We start from the raw sequence: 16,548 nt of genomic DNA on the forward strand, positions 1-16,548 counted from the left end.
ATTGTGCATATATTGTGCGCGGAGGCTTGCAGATGAACCCGGATCCTGTCCTCGTCCGTCCCAATGCCGGCGGCAGTTTTGACCAGTTTATGGCATCGCTTCGCGATCCGGATAGCGCGGCGCCCATCGTGTCCGCGCGCCGTTTCGGCGAAGCGCTGCATATTGACCTGCAGACGCTCGCCGAGCAGGCGCATGTGCACCGCAATACGCTGAGTCGGCAACCGGCCTCCGAGAGCGTTCAGCGATTCCTGCGCGATGCGCTCAGGGTAATCAGGGCAGCAACGGACATCTCAGGCGACGTCGGTCAGGCCTTGTTCTGGTACCGGAATGAACCGTTACCTGTTTTCGACTACAAGACGGCCGAGCAACTGGTATCAGACGGCCGGACTGACGATCTGCTTCGCTACGTCTCGTCCCTTGAGGCAGGTGCGGCAGGATGATCCTCAAAGCTTTAGCCGGGGTTACCGCGTACCGGATGCATGTACCGAAGTGGGCCGTTGCCCCTACTAGCGGGGCCGGGGCAGGCAGACACGGCGGTCGCGCCAACCGCATCGGACTGAATGCGCTCTATCTGGCGTTGGACGTCAACACCGCAGTGCTGGAGTATCAGCAGGTCTCACCCCTGATGCCGCCCGGTACGCTCATCAGTTACCAGTTGAGCGTTGACCCTGTCGTTGATTTCACGGGCGGATATCAAGGCGGCACGTGGTCGGCCGTGTGGGAAGATTTCTACTGCGACTGGCGCGGTTGCTGGTTTAATCAGCGCATCAGGGTTTGTCGCAGTAAGGAGCACGGAGCGAACAAGGTCGATATGCGAAGTACTGCTTATATTGCGAGGTCGTAGAATTGATCGGCGACGGACCGACAGGTTCCGCTCGCGCATGTCATCTGTCCTTTTGCGATCATGTGCATCACCTCGATGCCGGCCAGGAGGATGCGGGCGCACCGGAAAGTCTTGAACCCCAGCATCGGCCGCGTGCGTCGCTTGATCGCCCGATGGTCCTGCTCGACGAGGTTGTTGAGATACTGACTGACGGATTTTGATGGGCGTTTCGCGCTCATTGTTGATCGCCTCAAGCGCGGCGAGGTTGGCACCGCTTTTGTCGATGGTCACCGTCTCCGGCTCCCATTCTTTGCGATCGATCGCTCAAAGTACCGTCGAGCTGCAGCCTTGTCACGATGGGCCCGCAACAAGAAGTCAACCGTGTTGCCGGCCTTGTCGACGGCGCGGTACAAATATTTCCATTGACCTTTGACCTTGATGTATGTCTCGTCCACGCGCCAGCTTTTGCCGACCGGGCGCTTGTGACGCCAGAACGCTTTTTCCAGGACCGGCAGCAGCTTGATGGCCCAGCGGTGCACAGTCGAATGGTCCACCGAGATCCCACGCTCAGCCATCATTTCCTCAAGGTGACGCAAGCTTAGTGGATAGGCCACATACCAGCGCACGCACTTCAGGATTACGTCCAGCGGGTAATGCAAGCGCTTGAGCACACGGGCTACCGCCGGATTCAACGTCGTCATTGAACTTTCAGTCTTTCATCTTAATCCGCACGTGATAGCGGACCGCCTTACTGCGACAGAACCAAAAACAACGGCCATGACAGCCCAACACGCCGCGCAAATTTGTCTTCGCTGGTCGGATCCGAACAGACTTGTGGCCGACATGGGCGCTTCTTCAGATGGAAAAACTGCCTGTGGGGTTCGTCTTACATATACCGTCACTCCGAAGGCGTTTACATTCTGAGCGTCCCTCGCGAGTGGCGAGCGTCGAAAAAGACGGAGGCAGTGATGCCCATGATTGCGGTTGTCCCCGGATGGCTGGTGCGACGTTCAGGCGAAAAGCGGGCCGCTGAGACGTTGAACAGGCTGGGTAAGTCGCAGCATGTCGCCGACCTTCGACTGATAACCTGGGCGACAGGCTATGTGTCGGGTCTAGGGAGCGTCTTAGCGATTATTTTCTCTTACCGGCACACCGTTTCCGACAATTGGAAAGTAGTGGTGGGGGCCAGTAGTGCCTGGCCATGGATACGGTTGTTCGGCGACTCGTTATTCGCTGTCTCAAGTTTGGTCGGTCCTGTCATCGCACTTGCGTGCGGCGTTACCGCGTGGGCATATCAATCGGGCAGTGCGCGCATAGGCGTCGTCGATTTGTTCGCCTGCGAGATCGGCACCATATGCCGTGTTTTTGCGATAACAGACGCCGCAAGACGATATATTGAGGCATTCAATATAGATCTTCACGGGCCGCCTGATCGGCAGATGGTCGAGCGTATTCGGCACGCGTTCAGTCATTTCGATGCGACCGAGGACTACACTCCGGTGTTTGATCACAACGCGGCGGATCTTCGCGTCCTTGATGTCAAGGTCGTGACGAATGTGACAGCTTTCTATACGTACTTCAAAGCGATGAGAGACACCCTGAGAATCAAGACCAGGATAGACACTCCATTGACCGACGGCAGCCCCCATGATCCGTGGCATGAAGCCTTGAAAAGCGTCGTCTATACGATGTTCCTCACCCTTGAAAGCGCGCGCAAGGCAATCCGCGATCTCATCGAGTTCGACCCCAATCAGGTTGAAAACATCATCAACGTCCTCATCAATGAGCTTACCGCTTACCATTTCCTGATGATCCAGTTTGGTGCGCGATCCGAGGCGGCCAGCCAGGACTTTCGCTATGCGCGCCTGCGCTTGAGGCTTCAGTCTTACCGAGAGATCGTTGGGGACGTGTATTGGCGAGCGATGGACGGCAAGCAGTACTTTTACGAGCGCAGCAAAACGCGTAGCGGCAGCCCCCAAATTCTTTCCAATAATCCCGGGCGGGGCAGCGGGCCCGGGGACTTCGATCTCGAGATGGCGCGACAATGGGCCAAGGCTGCGGAGACTGCCCACGAGCTCGAAAAGCGGTACCAGCTCATCTTTCCCAGAGAAAGCATCCAGCGTCCGACTGACCTGTCCGCACCCGGCAAAGAGGCGGCCAGTGGCTCATTGATACTCTAACAGCTGTTTTATAATACCTTCCGCAGCGGTCATCCGGGCAGGAGGGGAACTTTGAAACAAGGAACCGCACAACTCAGAAACTGAAGCGATGCGCGGAGCGGACGGCCAGACCCAGTCGATGTTCACGATGTCCATCCAAGTGGTGAATCTGGAGCCGTTCCGCGATGGTAGCGACATCACTCCACTAGTTCTGAGAGTGCAAATCCGCATCGACGGAATGAGGATCATTCGGCGATCAAGATCCGGGAGAATATTTCTCTTGCTGACGGTCCAATATGTGACGTGAGAATTTCAACGAAATCGTCTATGAGTGAGCTTGACGTTAATTTCTCCACGTCAGGGTTGCACTGTGTTTCGCGTGTACGCGGTCGTATTCCGTATCGAGCACGCACATTGCAGACCATCCAGATTATCTGCGTGACCAGTGAAAGGCCTGACCGCTTATTCACGTTAGACAACCACCAGGATTGCTAAACGCCTTGTTTTTTAAGCCGTTATTTGTCAATGTTCTCGAAAAGCATCATGGAGGAATTCGCTTTCTCGGGTTGCGCTCCCTCCCTCTAGTTACTAGAATCCAGATTGCCTCGTATTCAGATGCGACCGACTAGCTTCCATGAGTTCAGCCTCATTACTTGCTCGACGATGCAACGCATTAGGCATCCGAATGATTTTGGATGGCATCAAAACGCTCTCACCCTAAACAGATAATCGCGCCGGTTAGTCATTTCATGCGTCACGCGAACTGGCGACTAGCCAGTTCGCACGCCTGAGACTAGCTTACTAGGAACCATCCGTTTCCTGCACGATGCCGGCACGCTCACATGCGAACGGCTCAACGTCACGAAGCCACGGAGTTGCGAACATGGAGCTTGACGGAGACATCCCCGTTCCGCTGCACGGCGCGCACAACGAGTCCGCGCACGATGTCGTGCTCCCGTTGCTGCGTTCGCTTGTGGTCGCGTTGTCGTGCACGTCCGGCGATGACGATGCGCTCGAATTATGTCCTGAAAGCGAAGAGGTTTTGCTCGATACCGAAGCTGACGGCTATCGCTATCTTTTGCTTCGCATGCGCACTGCGGCGCCTTCGCGCGCGCACCTTAGCCCCCGCGAGCAGGAAATCGCGCGCATGGTAGCTGCGGGTTATCCCAGCAAGGCGATCGCATCCGTGCTGAACATCAGTTGCTGGACAGTCGGCACGCATCTGCGCCGCATCTATGCAAAGCTCGGCGTCAATACCCGTGCAGCGATGGTCGGGCGCCTCAACGAACTGCATATCGGCCCATTCGCGCGCAGCGCGCCAAGCGCGCCGGCGACGACTGCGGCGGCGCCGCTCGAACGGCGCGCATGAGCAATCGGTGCTACAACGCATATTCCAATTGCACGCTGTACGGTAACGGCGCGGCTCCCGGCACCCCCTGTGCGCGTGCTGGTGGCAAGCTCACGTGTCGCGTCTTGGGAAAGCGGCGCGTACGCAATAACCGCATGATGTTGCCGCCAAGCACGGCAGCTTCCTCGGCGGGTTTCATCCCGATGAGCCTTATCTTGTGCAGCTCTAATCCCGGATGCAGCCACGGCCCGTCCGACCCGAAGATCAACTTGCGCGCTCCCGAGCGGCGCACAAGTTCCACGAGATAGTCAAAGCGCCGCACGCCGGAGCTGTCCGCATGTACCCGCGGATGGCGCGTGAGCAGGTCGACGACGGCCTGTTGCGCGCGCCAGTCGTCGGCGAAGCTACCCATATGCGGGATGATGAAGTCGACGTCCGGATACGCACCCGCGAGCATGTCGACGACATAGGCCTGCCCGGCGACATCGACGAGCAGCGGAATGCGGTAGCGACGCGCCGCCTCGCAGACTTCCCGCGTCGGCATACCGTCGTGTCCGTGCACCTTGATGCCGCGAAATCCATGCCGCCGAACCGCACGGTCGATCATCTCGTCAATCCGCCCGGCGTCGCGCGCACAATGAACGAACGCGAAGCCGATGAGCCGTCCCGCATGATGCGCAACGATGCGCGCGAGTTCGTCGTTGGCGCGCGCATAGTCCGAATGAAAAGCGGGAAAGACCACGGTCCGCCCGATGCCCGCGGCCCGCGCGCGGCGCAGATAGGCACCGAGCGGCGCGTCGGTGTTCCAGGGCGCGGTCAGGAGATCGCCCTTCCCTGCGTGACAATGCGCATCGATGATCACGACGACGTCCTTATGTTAGTTCAGCCCATGATCCTTCCGGCGCCATGCGCGGCCGGTCCCGCGCCCGCCTGTGTAGCCGCGTAGGCCTCAAAAAACGCGATGGCAGCTGCCACGGCCTTCTCGAAGGTCGGCAGATGCAGCTTTTCGTCGGGCGCGTGAAGGCTTGCATCGGTCGGCGCGAAGCCGAGCAATGCCGTTTGCACGCCGAGCACCGCATCGAAGCAATGCAGCGCCGGGATCGTGCCGCCGCCGCGCAAAAGCGCCGGCCGCACGCCGAACGCGTGCTCGCAAGCGTACGCCGCCGCTTTGAGTACCGGATGATGCGCGTCCATTTGCGCGGGCCGCGCCGCCGACACCGCGCGCAACCGCGCACGAACAGCCTCGGGCAATCGCCTCACCAGATGTACGCGAAGAAGCTGCTCGATCTCCCGTGGATCCTGATCTGGCACGAGCCGAAAGCTGAGTTTCGCGTGTGCGACAGCCGGGATCACACCCTTGCTGCCCGCGCCGTAATAACCGCCAGCGATGCCGTTGATGGTGAGTGCGGGCCTCACGGCGAGACGCTCGTATAGCGAGAAGCCAGGCTCGCCCCACGGTTCCGCGATTCCAGCCTCTCGCGCTATCGATCGGTCACCCGGCGCGTCGCGCGACATCAGACTCCGCTCGCGCGGCGTGAAGCTGCGCACGCGATCATAGAAGCCCGCAATGGCGATACGCCCGCTCGTGTCGTGCAAGCTCGAGAGCAGCTCGCACAGCGCCTGCAGGGGATTGAGCACGATTCCGCCAAAATTGCCTGAATGCAGATCTCGGCGCGGCCCATACACGTCGAACTCGAGATAGAGCGCGCCGCGCATTGCATGCACGAGCGCGGGGCGCGTCGTGCTGGCCATCGCGGCATCGGCCATGACGGCGGCGTCGCAACGCAAGGCATCGCGGTGGCGTGCGACGAACGCCAGCAGATTTGGGCTGCCGATTTCCTCCTCACCCTCGAACAGGCACACGACGTCGACCGGCAGCCGGCCGCGCTCGCGCAACCACGCCTCGATCGCCTTGACGAAGGCGAACATCTGCCCTTTGTCATCGCTCGCGCCTCGGCCGTAGAGATGTTCGCCGCGCACCTCCGGCCGAAAAGGCGGCGAGTGCCATTGCGCGAGCGGCTCGGCGGGCTGCACGTCGTAATGACCATAGACGAGCACGCAAGGTTTCGCGCCCGAGGTGCGCCAGGATGCGTGCACAATCGGATGACCGCGCGTCGGATGCACGCGCGCATTGGCGAGCCCGATGCCACGCAAATGCTCAGCGAGCCAAGCTGCGCAGCGCCTGAGCGAAGCCGCCTGCGCCGGCTGCGCGCTCACCGAAGCATGCGCGATGAAGCGCTTCAGTTCATCGACATGGCGATGGCGCTGGCCGCGTGCATAGCGCTGAACATCTTCGATGGTCATCGCCGCTGCGCACCTTCGGTGTCACACCCGGTTTCCCAGCCCTCGCGCAGGCGCGCGCTGCACCGGCACACCCGGCGGCGTGCGCCCGACCACCCGCAGCGGGGCGGGTGATGTGCGGTCCCACGGCAGCACGCGCGCTTCGCCGGTACGCGCGGCGAGTCCCATCGCCTGGGCGCTGGTGAGCCATTCCTCCGCATACTCCGCGATCTCGAGCAGCAAGGCCTCGAATTCGGGACGCGAAGTCTTGAGAATATGATCCTGCGCGAGCCAGCGCAGCACCTCGCGGCCAGTCACCCCCATGCGCTGGCGCGGCGACGTGACAAGCCGTTCATTGAAATACCGGATCAGCACTTCCTCCACGACGTCCCAGGCGTTGTCCGCGCCGAAGAGGCGCTTGACGTCGTCAGAATTGAGGATGCGGAAGGCCTCTTCGAGCAGTTGCATCACTTCGACGCGCAGCACGTTGAGGTGACCGAACGAGAGCCACTTCAGGTTGTTGCGCAAGTCGAGGCCGGAGCGCCGCACGATCGCGATGGAGCCGAAACTTGGGTCGAATGCGCGTTCGCGGATCACGTCCGAGATGCGCTTGTCGCGCCAGAACAGCGTCACTTGATGAACAAAATGCGTGAAGAGCTTATGGAAGTCGATGTTTGGACGGGAGCCCGTCGGCCCCGATCCGCTGCCGTAGCCGAAAATGCGCCGGTACGCGCCGATGCGGTCGCGCTGCGTGTAGCGCAGCACCTCGCGGCGATCGAACTGATAAAGCGCATACGCGCCCGGCCCCGCCGACAGCCGCACCGCACCCGCGCGAAACAGCTCCTGGAGCTTGCGCACCACGCGGAACACGCCGATCGTCTCGTGCTGATACAGGTAGTACATGTCGCCCACCGCGATGATCCGCTCAGACGTGATGGTCTCGTCGTATGGCTCGACGCCCTGGGTCATGCGCGTCTGGCCAAAATTGTGCGCCGCGTCGGGTCCAATGCCGGCCAGTTGCGCGAGGCCGCCGTCGGGCGGGGCCGGCGCTTTGGCATCTGCATCCACGACGGATTGCAGGAGCGCGTCGATCTGCTGCGTGAGCGAGTCGCCCAGTTGCGGGTTCGAGATCAGTTCGCTCGAAAGGCGATTTGTCACCGTGTCGCGCAGCGCCGCGATGCGATCGTAGAGGCCTTGATAGTCCTGTTCAGTAGCCATGGCTCGGACTCCTTATGCGTTCGCAATGTTCAGGCTGTCGCCTACGACAGCAGAACGAGTTCCACTCGCGCAGCGTTGCGTGTGCTTCCCTTGGTTTTCGCCTCGAATACGACGATATCTTGAGTCGATGTGCTGCCGATAACCTCGAAGGGTGCGCTTTCGCCGCGCGCGAGCGGGATCGTGTCGCTCGGCGTCATCGGGTTGCCGTACGCATCGACAAACTGCACCCTCGTGCTCTTTCCAGGCGTCGTGGTGATGATTAGCGGCACGACGCTCAGGTTGTACAGGATCGAGCTGGGCGTCGTGGGCGCTCCTGTCGAATCGGTGAACGACAGCACACCGTCCTTCAGGCCGATGCGCACCGTATTGAGCGCCGCGCGCACACTCACCGGCACCGGCGCCGGAACGACGTCGCGCGTAAGCGGCACGGTGAGGTTGACGAGTTCGCCGAGCGCATCCGCGAGCGCCTTGATCGAACGCTGCACGCGCGCCGTGTAGAACCCGTCGGGGAGCGGCCGTGGTGCGCCAGGCTGATGAACGATCGCATTCGTCATGGCGTACAGCCTCTGCGCGAACGGCACGACGCTGTTGCCGATGCCGAACTTGCCGCCGTCCTGCACATAAGTCGGGGCTTCGTCGGTAACGAAGTTCTGGATCCAGCGGAAGAAGTCCTCGGCGTACAGTGAATCGGCTATCGTGCCGAAGTCCAGTCTGAGCGTTTGCCGTTCCGCTGCGCCGATGAACACCGAATCGAGCGTGAAACGCAGGTCATCCACGGATTCCGCGACGACCGACAGCTGCCGCGAAATCGGTACGAGCTGCGTACCAAGGAATGGCATCGGCGCATTGAGACCGAAGAAGCGGCGGTTGTTGAGGAAGCTCTGAGCGAGGCTGGTTACCAGATCGCACGCCAGGCGATAGTTGGTCTGATTCTGCTCGTCCGGTATCCCGTTGACGAAGCCGGCGGAGAAGCTCAAGCCGAGCAGATCGCGCAACTGCCCCAGCGTACCGCCGAGGTTATCGGGCTCCGGCTCGAGCAGTTGCGTGTAACCCGCGTCGCTGTATGACTCGCCGGACAGCGCGAGCAGCAGGTCGAAAAAGCGGTCCACCCGTGTGATGCTCGGGCCGCTAGGCTCGCCCAGTTCGCTCGCGAGTTCCTGAAGCTGCTTGCGCGCCACCGCCTTCACCGCGGAGATATCCTCAGCGTCGGCGTCCGGGTCGAGCGGATACAGGCCGTCGATCAGCGGCAGCGCCTGGTCAACCGCGTCCTGTGCGCGCTTATAGAGGCTCGCCTGCGCTCCGGTGATGCCGCCGTTCAGATCGCTTTGCACGACGTAGCTGCGCGGAGTGTAGGTCCAGTCGGTGTGGCCTTCGACTTGCGAGATCGAGAACGATGCGCTCAGCGCGCCGGCGAAGCCCTTGGGATCGTCGTCGCGCACTTTCCAGCCCAGCACCTCGCGCAGCGTCTGGCCGACGCGTTGCGCTAGCCCCCCCGTATCCGAACCGCCGAGACGCGATGTGGGCATGACGGGCGATGTGCCGCCACTGATGTTGTCTGTCAGAAGCGCATAGGACACGGCGTCTTCTGCGGCCCGCGCGGTGCGCGTCGCGTCATGGCCCGACCGCAGGTCCTGCGTATGGGAGTACAGTGTCCGCCCACCCAGTATTACGGTCACCCTGGCGTGCTCGCCTTGCAAGCCAGGGGCCTGGAGCTGATAGACGATCACCCCAACATGAAGCGGCTTTTGCGCCTTGTCGGCCGGGATAACGCCGACCGGCGTGAGCGAATCGTTGAAATAGTCGTAGACGGTCACGCTCAGATCGGTGGGGTCGGCATCCAGCGGCTCGAAGCCCAGCATCAGTGACTTCCTGCTCAGGATGCATTGCTCGATTTTGTTGACATCCATGATCAAATCCCTCTCCGTTCGTCCAGTTCCTAGGGCCGCCTGCTCGCATCAACCGGACCGCTAACGCTCACGCGAGCGCGTCCGCCTCTCCCGAACACGCACCGCCTTGCCCAAGCCGGATCTGCTGCCCGATCGACACGCTTTTCAACGACACGCCGCGCCGCCGTTCGCAGACTTCGATCCAGCAATCGAGCAAAGCCGCGGCGCTCGCGCGCGCGCATTCCGCGCACTGTTCCATCTCGACGCGCACGACGCTCACCCAGCCCGCCCATTCACGCCCACGCTCACGTCCAACGCTGCACAAATCCGCGATGCGGTCGAAATTCGCGACCTCGCACGTGAAAAGCTCCTGGTAATGCAGAAACTGGCCGTGCCCGCGCGCGAGCGCTTCGGCCGTACTTTCCTCCGATGCTCGCGCGAAGGTCTCGTCCACTTCCTCCAGTGCACCGCGCGCCGCCAGCACGGCATCAGCGAGATGGGTAGCAAGCGCGACTTCGCGGTGACGCGGGCGATCTTCGTCGACCGTCGTCCAGAGCGCGCCGAGCGCCTCGCGCTGATCGGCGAGCCGCTCGCGCAGCCGACCGAATGCAAGCTCGATAGTCATCGCTACCTCCGCGCCAGTTCCTTGTAGAAGTTCTCGGCAATCACGCCAGGCCGCGCCAGCTTGCGATCGAGCGCGAAGCGCGCCGCGCCGATCAGGAAACGCTCCGGCACGATGCCCGGATCGTTGCCGGCGGCGAGCCGCTGCGCGGCTTCTTCGACGATGCGCTGCTCCTTCGGAGCGAAGCGAAAAACCTGCGCGAGGCTGCGCCGCCCGAGCGCCGCGTATGGACGCCACGCCATTGCGTCGACGGCGAGGCGCACCGCCTCGGGGAATGTGTCGAGCAGCGCGATGGGCAACCCTCCCGAGCGCGGATTGGGGTAGATTCGAGTCCACGCACGGCGGAACTGCTCGGCGTAGTCTGCGAACCCCATGCGCCTAAGCACTTCGACGCTGATGAGAATCCGAAAATAGGGCGGCGGATGCACACCCGCCGGATTGAACGCATAGACGATTTGCGGCTCACGCCCGACCACATCCATGATCGAGCTGACCATGCCGGGGCCGCCGAGCAGCGCCGCGCAGACATCGGAGAACATCTCGCGGTTCCAGCGCGTCCAGACTGCCGCGACCTGCGGGCCCATGCCGGCCGCGAGCAACCGCGAGGCCATCGCCTTCGGAATATCCTTCGAGAGGCCAAGATCCGATTGCAGGTTGTGGCACACTTCATGTAGCACAGCCGCGAGCGTCCACGGATTCACCAGCCGGTGATACGGCAACTGAATCAGGGGAAACGGATTGAGCTGGCGGCCGAGCTTCGACATGCGGATACCGCGCCCCCACGTGGCGGGCGCGAAGCCCGTGCGCATGTAGCAGAAAGGCGGCGGCGCAGGAATCGATTTGGCGATGCCTAGCCCCGTATAAGCGACCTGATAGCAATCCATTGCGATGCGGTCGCAGCCGAGCAGCCAAACGCCGTAGCGGCTCTGGCGCTGGCCGAAGAGCTCGAAATAGAAGTCCCAGATCTTTTCGATGCCTCGTACCCACTCGTGCGCCTTCGCCTTGCGCGTCATCGCAGCTTGCAGGCGCGTTGCGCTGGGCATATCGATCGCCGCGCTGACAGATTCGCCGACGCCTTGCGTCATGCGCATGAGTCCGCTGCGCAGGCTCGCGATGAGCGCGTTCACCGCCTGCAGATGCCCGTCCGATGGCGCCGCCGCATGTGTGCCGAATTCGCCCGCCTTGAACGGGCGCAGCGCAGCCGCGTGACGCGTGACGTTGATCGTCTGCGCACGCAGCCACGGCCGCAGCACATCGGGCGCGCCGGCGGGCGCGGCTGGCGGTGCGGACACTGCTGCGTCAACGGCGCCTTCAAGGCTTGTGAGCGGGTCCGCCGCGAGTTCCATCTCAATCTCCCCGATCACCGCATACACATGCATCGGCTGCACACGCAACGCCCCTGCAGCCGTCCGCTTGTAATCGGCACGACTGCGCGAGCGCCGCAGGACATGCACACGCCAGGCCTGCGCGACACACCGAGCCGCTGCGGCGTGCCCGTCGCGGCGGCTGGAATGCCTGTGCTCCCGTGATAGTGTCGATCCATCCCGCGATGCCTGCGCAGCGCCCGCGCGCGCGCGCCCGGATGCGACAGCACCCGATAGGTCTGCTGCGCGAGTGTGCGCAGCGCCGAGCGTGCCGTGACCGGCCGTCCGATCGCCGCCTGATGCGCGACGCGCCGCATCGTGCGCTGCGCGATGCTTGGCACCGCGCGCAACAAGCTGCGAGTGCCGGGATTGCGATAGAGCTTGCGCGCGATACCCGAGATCCCGCGGCTCAACGTGGGCGATACGCGCGTCACATGTTTCGCCATGCGCGGAATGATCCTGGCCGCGAGCTTCGGAGCGGCTTTGGCTGCGAGCGGAAGAATCTTGCTGGCGAGCATCGGTACAAGCGGCAGAAAGCTTTCGACGGCTTCCTGCTCGCTTTCGGCGTGCACGGCTTCGTGCGCCATGTGCTCGAGCATCGCGTCGAGATAGACCTTGCGAACCGGATTCACCTCGAACTCGCTCTCCCATTCGCCTTGCGCCTCGAATTCACCTTCCAGCTCACTTTCCCACTCCTGATGCGGAAGCAGGCTCGCGCCATAGGAATCGAGCACGCCTCCAGTGCCGGGCAGGATGGATTTCGCCGTCTCCAGCGCCACCTCACGCGCGTCTCCGGACGACTCGAATTCGGATTCCCACTCGCTCTCGAACTCCGTCTCCAATTCGCCCTCCCACTCACCAACGGGCGCGAACGCCGCTTCGGCCTCGCCAAGCGCTTCCCATTCGTGCTGCATCATCGATGAAACCATCGCACGCCTCCGCGTCAGTCGTATTCGAACGAAAGGGTTGACCGCGCCGCCGTCACCCCGCCACTGCGCGCCGCGAAGAAGCCACTCTGCGGCTCGCGGAGACGTTCTTGCGGATAGCCACCGCGCAGGCGGTGGGATTGCCGAGGACGCGGCGCACCTGCCTAGCCGTGGCGACGGCGGCGGTGCGTCGAGTGATGGGCCGGCCCGACGCGGCCTGGCGCTTGATGTCGCGCGTGGCACGCCGCACGATCTGCGGGACGGTGCGCACATACGGGCGCGTGGCTCGGCGGCGACGCAGCAAGCGCGTGAGGATGGCCGCGCCGCGCACGAGATGCGGCAGCACGCGGCGCAAGGCTGCACGATCAGCGGGCGAGAGGACGCTGACCACCGCGGCGCCCATCATCGCCTCCGCGTGGGCTTCGTTCTGCTCATGCGCGGCGGCCTCCGCGAGCATTTCGGCGAATGCCTCATGCGTGGCAGTTTCGTGCTGTGCGATTTCGTGTGCCACTTCGTGTGACGCCTCAGGATGCTCGTACTCGTACGCTTCGAGTTCCTGCTCCAACTCATGCAGTTCGCCCTCGCCGAGCGCCATCGTCGCGGCCTTGCCGAGCATGCCGCCGAGCGGACCGCCGATCGCGGTGCCGACTAGGGGAGCGGCAATTTTGGCGATGTTCTTGAGAAGGCCGCTGTTTTTCTTTACGAAGCGCGCGATTTTGCCGAAGAACTGCTCGCCGCCTTCGAACTCGCCGAGTTCATGCAGTTCGCCCAGCTCGTGCAACTCACCGAGCTCATGCAGTTCGCCCATCTCGTGGAGCTCGCCGAGCTCATGCATCTCGCCCAGCTCGTGATGCGCGCCGAATTCATGAAGTTCGCCGAGTTCGTGCACCTCACCCGCCTCCCACTCGCCGAGCCCTTCGAATTCATGTTGTTCGTGCTGCTCGAGCTCACCTTCGCCAAACAGTCCGCTCAGAGCCCCGAGGATGCCTTCGCCTTCACCGGCCTCGCCAGCCGCCTCGAACTCGCGGAGTTCCGATTCGAACTCGTATTCGTTCATGTTGCCCATGCTGTGCCTCCTTGCGCGATGAAAGTGACTCGACGACATGAATGAAGGCTAGGACCGAATCTCGGCAAGCAACAGTCACGGCTTCAGGGCAATGTGTTTGTGGTCGCACACCGGTGCGTCACGCGTTCGCGCTACCTGCCCGCGGCCTGGGTGACAGCAGATCCGCGCGCGGCGTCCTTGGGGAGATCCGTCAGCAGCTGCTGGCCGCCGCGCGGACATTCATCGCAACGATCTCGCCACCCTGCTCGACCATCCTGCCGACGAGCGCGAACAGCACGCGAAGACAGTCGCGCACGTGATCGAGCTACTGCGCACCGTACACACCGTCCTGGACCACCGGTCTTCCTGGAGACAGGGTTCGGGCGAAGCTTGGGAGGCAAGCGGAGGTGATTGACTGTTAGTTGCGTGTTGTACGACGGCAGGCGTTGAATGCGGGCGGCTGCAGCGGTATGCTCCCACCCCGAAGAAATCAGAAAAAGCGAAAGGGATTTATCGAAGGCTCGCGATCAATCATCGCTTTACGCTCAGCAATCCCGCCTTGCCGAGCGCGCTTTCCAAAAAAATCGTTCTCCAGAGTCAATTGCCCGATCTTCGCGTGCAACACCTTCACATCGACCGGGGGCTCGGCCGATGTTTGGCCCGTCTCGAACACTTCGGCAACACGCTCCTGCAGTTGCTTCTTCCAGTCCGTGATCTGGTTCGGATGCACATCAAACTGCTGGGCCAGCTCGGCCAGCGTCTTGTCGCCCTTGAGCGCCGCGAGTGCCACCTTTGCCTTGAACGCCGGTGAGTGTGTCCGTCGGTTGCGTTTCGTCATCTTCTGGTTCCTTGTTGCCGGCCATTATGACCGACTCAGGTCCCAGCTTTTCCACTTACCGACCTGTCCGAATTCTCGGCGCCACTTCTCTTCGCAGGAACCGAGTGGCCTGCCCTTGGTGAGATCGACGATCACGAAGCATGGGGTCAATCCGCCGCGGAGGGCGCGCTAACACATTTGAGCCCGGGCGAGCAGTCAAGTTCTGAGCTGCGCTGAAGTTCTCAAGTCACCACGCCTTGCCGAGTAACCGTCGCGTTGGAACAGTTCGCGATGTAGCGCACGTTCACGAGTCCATGCGCGGCAAGCTCGGCCTGGATGTGGGCCATGGTTTGATCTCGTGCGTAGTTTGATTGCTGCAGTGATCCAGGAATTACGATGACCTGAGTCAGAGCAACGTTCGGAACGCCGGCCATCATGTGCGCCATATTCACGACCTGCGCGCCGCCCAAGCCGTGCCAGCCGCGTGCGTTTGCGTATTGATTTGTTCCGACGTTGTAGTTGTAGAGCACGATGACCGAAACGCAGTCGCCCATTGGCCCCGTAACGATGGTTGGATCGGCGGCGCCGAGGTTTTGAGGAAATCCACCGGCACCTTGCATTGCAAGATTCATGTTAAGGAAGGTCTGCACAACCCTCTTTGCAAGCGTTATCTTTCACATCCAGCGCGGCCTCTGCGTTCAGATCTTTGCTGGCGAGTCAATCGCCGGGGCTTTTTTCGCGCGCCGGAGCGCTTCAACCAGACATACGGACTTTATCGGCTCGGTGTTTCAAGCTTTGCGCAAAGCTCTACGCGCCATCCATAAATTGCCCAAAGCAAACAGCGTAGTGATCTGGGCGGTGTTCTTCATCAAACCACGATAGCGGGTCTTCATGTAACCGAACTGCCGCTTGAGGATGCGAAACGGGTGTTCGACCTTGGCTCGAATACCCGCCTTCAGGCGTTCGATCTGATCGTATATCGCGTCCACCGAATCACTCAGATCCAGTTTCCTGCGCTTTGCCGGTCGCATTGCAACATGCCAACGAACCGCGTCAGCCTCACAACGCTTTTCGATACCCTGATATCCGGCGTCCGCGTACACATCCGTTTCTTTACCATGCAGCAATGCCTGGGCTACGTTGATGTCGTGAACATTGGCCGCCGTTCCGATGACCGTATGGACCAGGCCCGAGTCGGCGTCCACGCCGATATGCATCTTCATCCCGAAGTACCAGTTGCCACCTTTCTGCGTTGATTGCATTTCCGGATCACGCGTGCCGGAGCCATTCTTTGTCGAACTGGGCGCGGCAATCAGAGTGGCGTCGACTGCCGATCCAGCCTTGAGCATCAGGCCTTTCTCCGTCAGGATTTCATTGACCAGCGCCAGCATTTGCACCGCCAGTCCGTGCGTTTCCAGCAGATGGCGGAACCGGAGAATCGTGCTTTCATCCGGCAAGCGAACCATCCCGCCGTCGAGACCCGCGAACTCGCGATACAGCGGAACGTCATAGAGTGCCTCTTCCATGGCAGGGTCTGACAGACCGAACCATTGCTGCATGAAATGAATCTGCAACATCGTTGCAATCGGGAACGGCGGCCGACCGGTTTTGCCCGTGGGATAGTGCGACTCAATCAGCGCAATCAGCTTCAACCAGGGCACAACACGTCGCATCTCATCGAGAAATTCCCGTTTGCGCGTGCGCTTCGTTGACAGATCCAGACCAAGACCAAGTTGCGTCATCACACTGCTCCTCAACTAATTCGCTCTGTTTCCAGGATAGCTCAGCAGCAACGCAATGCCAGGACTTTTGCAGACCTTCCTTAACGCCCCCTTGATTGCGTGGCAGGTAGTGTTGCCGATGGGTAGAAGAAAGTAAAGTTTGACCTACGACGCCTAGAACTTGAGGATCGTGAAGACGTATCTAGCCAATGGGCTGCGACACGATCCCTCAGGTCAGCTATATGGAGATGCGGCCCCGAAGTAGACGCCGACTTACGTCGAGGTCTGCTTTGTGGTAATTCACTGGCACGCGGCTACGGCCGCTTTGGGTCGAGGATT

The 16,548-nt window shown here is 61.6% G+C and carries 14 protein-coding genes and 2 pseudogenes; 4 read left to right on the top strand and 12 right to left on the bottom strand.

Annotated elements, in window-relative coordinates; translation table 11 throughout:
- Nucleotides 1–32: 32 nt before the first annotated feature.
- Together OKW29_RS01415 and OKW29_RS01420 are read left to right on the top strand one after the other, a co-directional pair.
- Nucleotides 33–440 carry a DUF2384 domain-containing protein gene (locus tag OKW29_RS01415; protein WP_429289684.1) on the top strand — a complete coding sequence of 136 codons (408 nt, stop codon included), beginning with the start codon at nucleotides 33–35 and terminating at the stop codon, nucleotides 438–440.
- Nucleotides 437–844, top strand: a complete 408-nt coding sequence (locus OKW29_RS01420) for an RES domain-containing protein (protein WP_429289685.1) — start codon at nucleotides 437–439, stop codon at nucleotides 842–844. The genes OKW29_RS01415 and OKW29_RS01420 overlap by 4 nt, the downstream gene beginning before the upstream one ends.
- Here OKW29_RS01420 and OKW29_RS01425 read toward each other — a convergent pair.
- Nucleotides 826–1,524: pseudogene (locus tag OKW29_RS01425) on the bottom strand (IS6 family transposase). The gene OKW29_RS01420 and the pseudogene OKW29_RS01425 sit on opposite strands and share 19 nt — an antisense overlap.
- 267 nt (nucleotides 1,525–1,791) lie before the next feature.
- Here OKW29_RS01425 and OKW29_RS01430 point away from each other — a divergent pair.
- Nucleotides 1,792–3,003 carry a hypothetical protein gene (locus tag OKW29_RS01430; RefSeq protein ID WP_429289686.1) on the top strand — a complete coding sequence of 404 codons (1,212 nt, stop codon included), beginning with the start codon at nucleotides 1,792–1,794 and terminating at the stop codon, nucleotides 3,001–3,003.
- Nucleotides 3,004–3,865: 862 nt separating this feature from the next.
- On the top strand, nucleotides 3,866–4,351 hold the full coding sequence (locus tag OKW29_RS01435; protein WP_429289687.1) for a helix-turn-helix domain-containing protein: 486 nt from the start codon (nucleotides 3,866–3,868) through the stop codon (nucleotides 4,349–4,351).
- 10 nt (nucleotides 4,352–4,361) lie between these two features.
- Here OKW29_RS01435 and OKW29_RS01440 read toward each other — a convergent pair whose 3' ends face one another.
- From OKW29_RS01440 to OKW29_RS01490, 11 genes and pseudogenes are all read right to left on the bottom strand, one after another.
- Nucleotides 4,362–5,192: an amidohydrolase family protein gene (locus OKW29_RS01440; RefSeq protein WP_429289688.1), complete on the bottom strand. Its 831-nt coding sequence runs from the start codon at nucleotides 5,190–5,192 to the stop codon at nucleotides 4,362–4,364.
- Nucleotides 5,193–5,212: 20 nt separating this feature from the next.
- Nucleotides 5,213–6,634 (bottom strand): dipeptidase, encoded by a 1,422-nt coding sequence (locus OKW29_RS01445; RefSeq protein ID WP_429289689.1) that lies wholly within the window; start codon nucleotides 6,632–6,634, stop codon nucleotides 5,213–5,215.
- 21 nt (nucleotides 6,635–6,655) lie between these two features.
- Nucleotides 6,656–7,828, bottom strand: coding sequence for a hypothetical protein (locus OKW29_RS01450; RefSeq protein WP_429289690.1), 1,173 nt, complete (start codon nucleotides 7,826–7,828; stop codon nucleotides 6,656–6,658).
- A gap of 41 nt (nucleotides 7,829–7,869) precedes the next feature.
- Complete coding sequence (locus OKW29_RS01455) at nucleotides 7,870–9,735, bottom strand: hypothetical protein (protein WP_429289691.1); 1,866 nt, start codon at nucleotides 9,733–9,735, stop codon at nucleotides 7,870–7,872.
- A 67-nt stretch (nucleotides 9,736–9,802) separates the two neighbouring features.
- Nucleotides 9,803–10,339: a hypothetical protein gene (locus tag OKW29_RS01460; RefSeq protein ID WP_429289692.1), complete on the bottom strand. Its 537-nt coding sequence runs from the start codon at nucleotides 10,337–10,339 to the stop codon at nucleotides 9,803–9,805.
- A 2-nt stretch (nucleotides 10,340–10,341) separates the two neighbouring features.
- Nucleotides 10,342–11,724, bottom strand: a complete 1,383-nt coding sequence (locus OKW29_RS01465) for a hypothetical protein (protein WP_429289693.1) — start codon at nucleotides 11,722–11,724, stop codon at nucleotides 10,342–10,344.
- Entirely contained in the window at nucleotides 11,697–12,629 is a 933-nt protein-coding gene (locus OKW29_RS01470) for a hypothetical protein (RefSeq protein ID WP_429289694.1), read from the bottom strand. Before OKW29_RS01470 ends, OKW29_RS01465 begins: the two co-directional genes overlap by 28 nt.
- A gap of 52 nt (nucleotides 12,630–12,681) precedes the next feature.
- A complete protein-coding gene (locus OKW29_RS01475; protein WP_429289695.1) occupies nucleotides 12,682–13,692 on the bottom strand; it encodes a hypothetical protein in 1,011 nt (336 codons plus the stop codon).
- Nucleotides 13,693–14,194: 502 nt separating this feature from the next.
- Nucleotides 14,195–14,509, bottom strand: a pseudogene (locus OKW29_RS01480) (transposase); the annotation flags it as partial.
- A 221-nt stretch (nucleotides 14,510–14,730) separates the two neighbouring features.
- The gene (locus OKW29_RS01485; protein ID WP_429289696.1) at nucleotides 14,731–15,120 is read right to left on the bottom strand and encodes a hypothetical protein; all 390 of its coding nucleotides are present in this window, start codon (nucleotides 15,118–15,120) and stop codon (nucleotides 14,731–14,733) included.
- 156 nt (nucleotides 15,121–15,276) lie between these two features.
- On the bottom strand, nucleotides 15,277–16,230 hold the full coding sequence (locus OKW29_RS01490) for an IS5 family transposase (protein ID WP_429289697.1): 954 nt from the start codon (nucleotides 16,228–16,230) through the stop codon (nucleotides 15,277–15,279).
- Nucleotides 16,231–16,548 lie beyond the last annotated feature (318 nt).

Source organism: Paraburkholderia sp. CI3 (assembly GCF_050436505.1).
Lineage (GTDB): Bacteria > Pseudomonadota > Gammaproteobacteria > Burkholderiales > Burkholderiaceae > Paraburkholderia > Paraburkholderia tuberum.

What these genes read in the sequence shown, in the direction of transcription:
- OKW29_RS01415 (WP_429289684.1), top strand. Translation starts at nt 33, where the DNA reads ATGAACCCGGATCCTGTCCTCGTCCGTCCCAATGCCGGCGGCAGTTTT.
- OKW29_RS01420 (WP_429289685.1), top strand. Translation starts at nt 437, where the DNA reads ATGATCCTCAAAGCTTTAGCCGGGGTTACCGCGTACCGGATGCATGTA.
- OKW29_RS01430 (WP_429289686.1), top strand. Translation starts at nt 1,792, where the DNA reads ATGCCCATGATTGCGGTTGTCCCCGGATGGCTGGTGCGACGTTCAGGC.
- OKW29_RS01435 (WP_429289687.1), top strand. Translation starts at nt 3,866, where the DNA reads ATGGAGCTTGACGGAGACATCCCCGTTCCGCTGCACGGCGCGCACAAC.
- OKW29_RS01445 (WP_429289689.1), bottom strand. Translation starts at nt 6,634, where the DNA reads ATGACCATCGAAGATGTTCAGCGCTATGCACGCGGCCAGCGCCATCGC.
- OKW29_RS01450 (WP_429289690.1), bottom strand. Translation starts at nt 7,828, where the DNA reads ATGGCTACTGAACAGGACTATCAAGGCCTCTACGATCGCATCGCGGCG.
- OKW29_RS01455 (WP_429289691.1), bottom strand. Translation starts at nt 9,735, where the DNA reads ATGGATGTCAACAAAATCGAGCAATGCATCCTGAGCAGGAAGTCACTG.
- OKW29_RS01460 (WP_429289692.1), bottom strand. Translation starts at nt 10,339, where the DNA reads ATGACTATCGAGCTTGCATTCGGTCGGCTGCGCGAGCGGCTCGCCGAT.
- OKW29_RS01470 (WP_429289694.1), bottom strand. Translation starts at nt 12,629, where the DNA reads ATGGTTTCATCGATGATGCAGCACGAATGGGAAGCGCTTGGCGAGGCC.
- OKW29_RS01475 (WP_429289695.1), bottom strand. Translation starts at nt 13,692, where the DNA reads ATGGGCAACATGAACGAATACGAGTTCGAATCGGAACTCCGCGAGTTC.
- OKW29_RS01485 (WP_429289696.1), bottom strand. Translation starts at nt 15,120, where the DNA reads ATGAATCTTGCAATGCAAGGTGCCGGTGGATTTCCTCAAAACCTCGGC.
- OKW29_RS01490 (WP_429289697.1), bottom strand. Translation starts at nt 16,230, where the DNA reads ATGACGCAACTTGGTCTTGGTCTGGATCTGTCAACGAAGCGCACGCGC.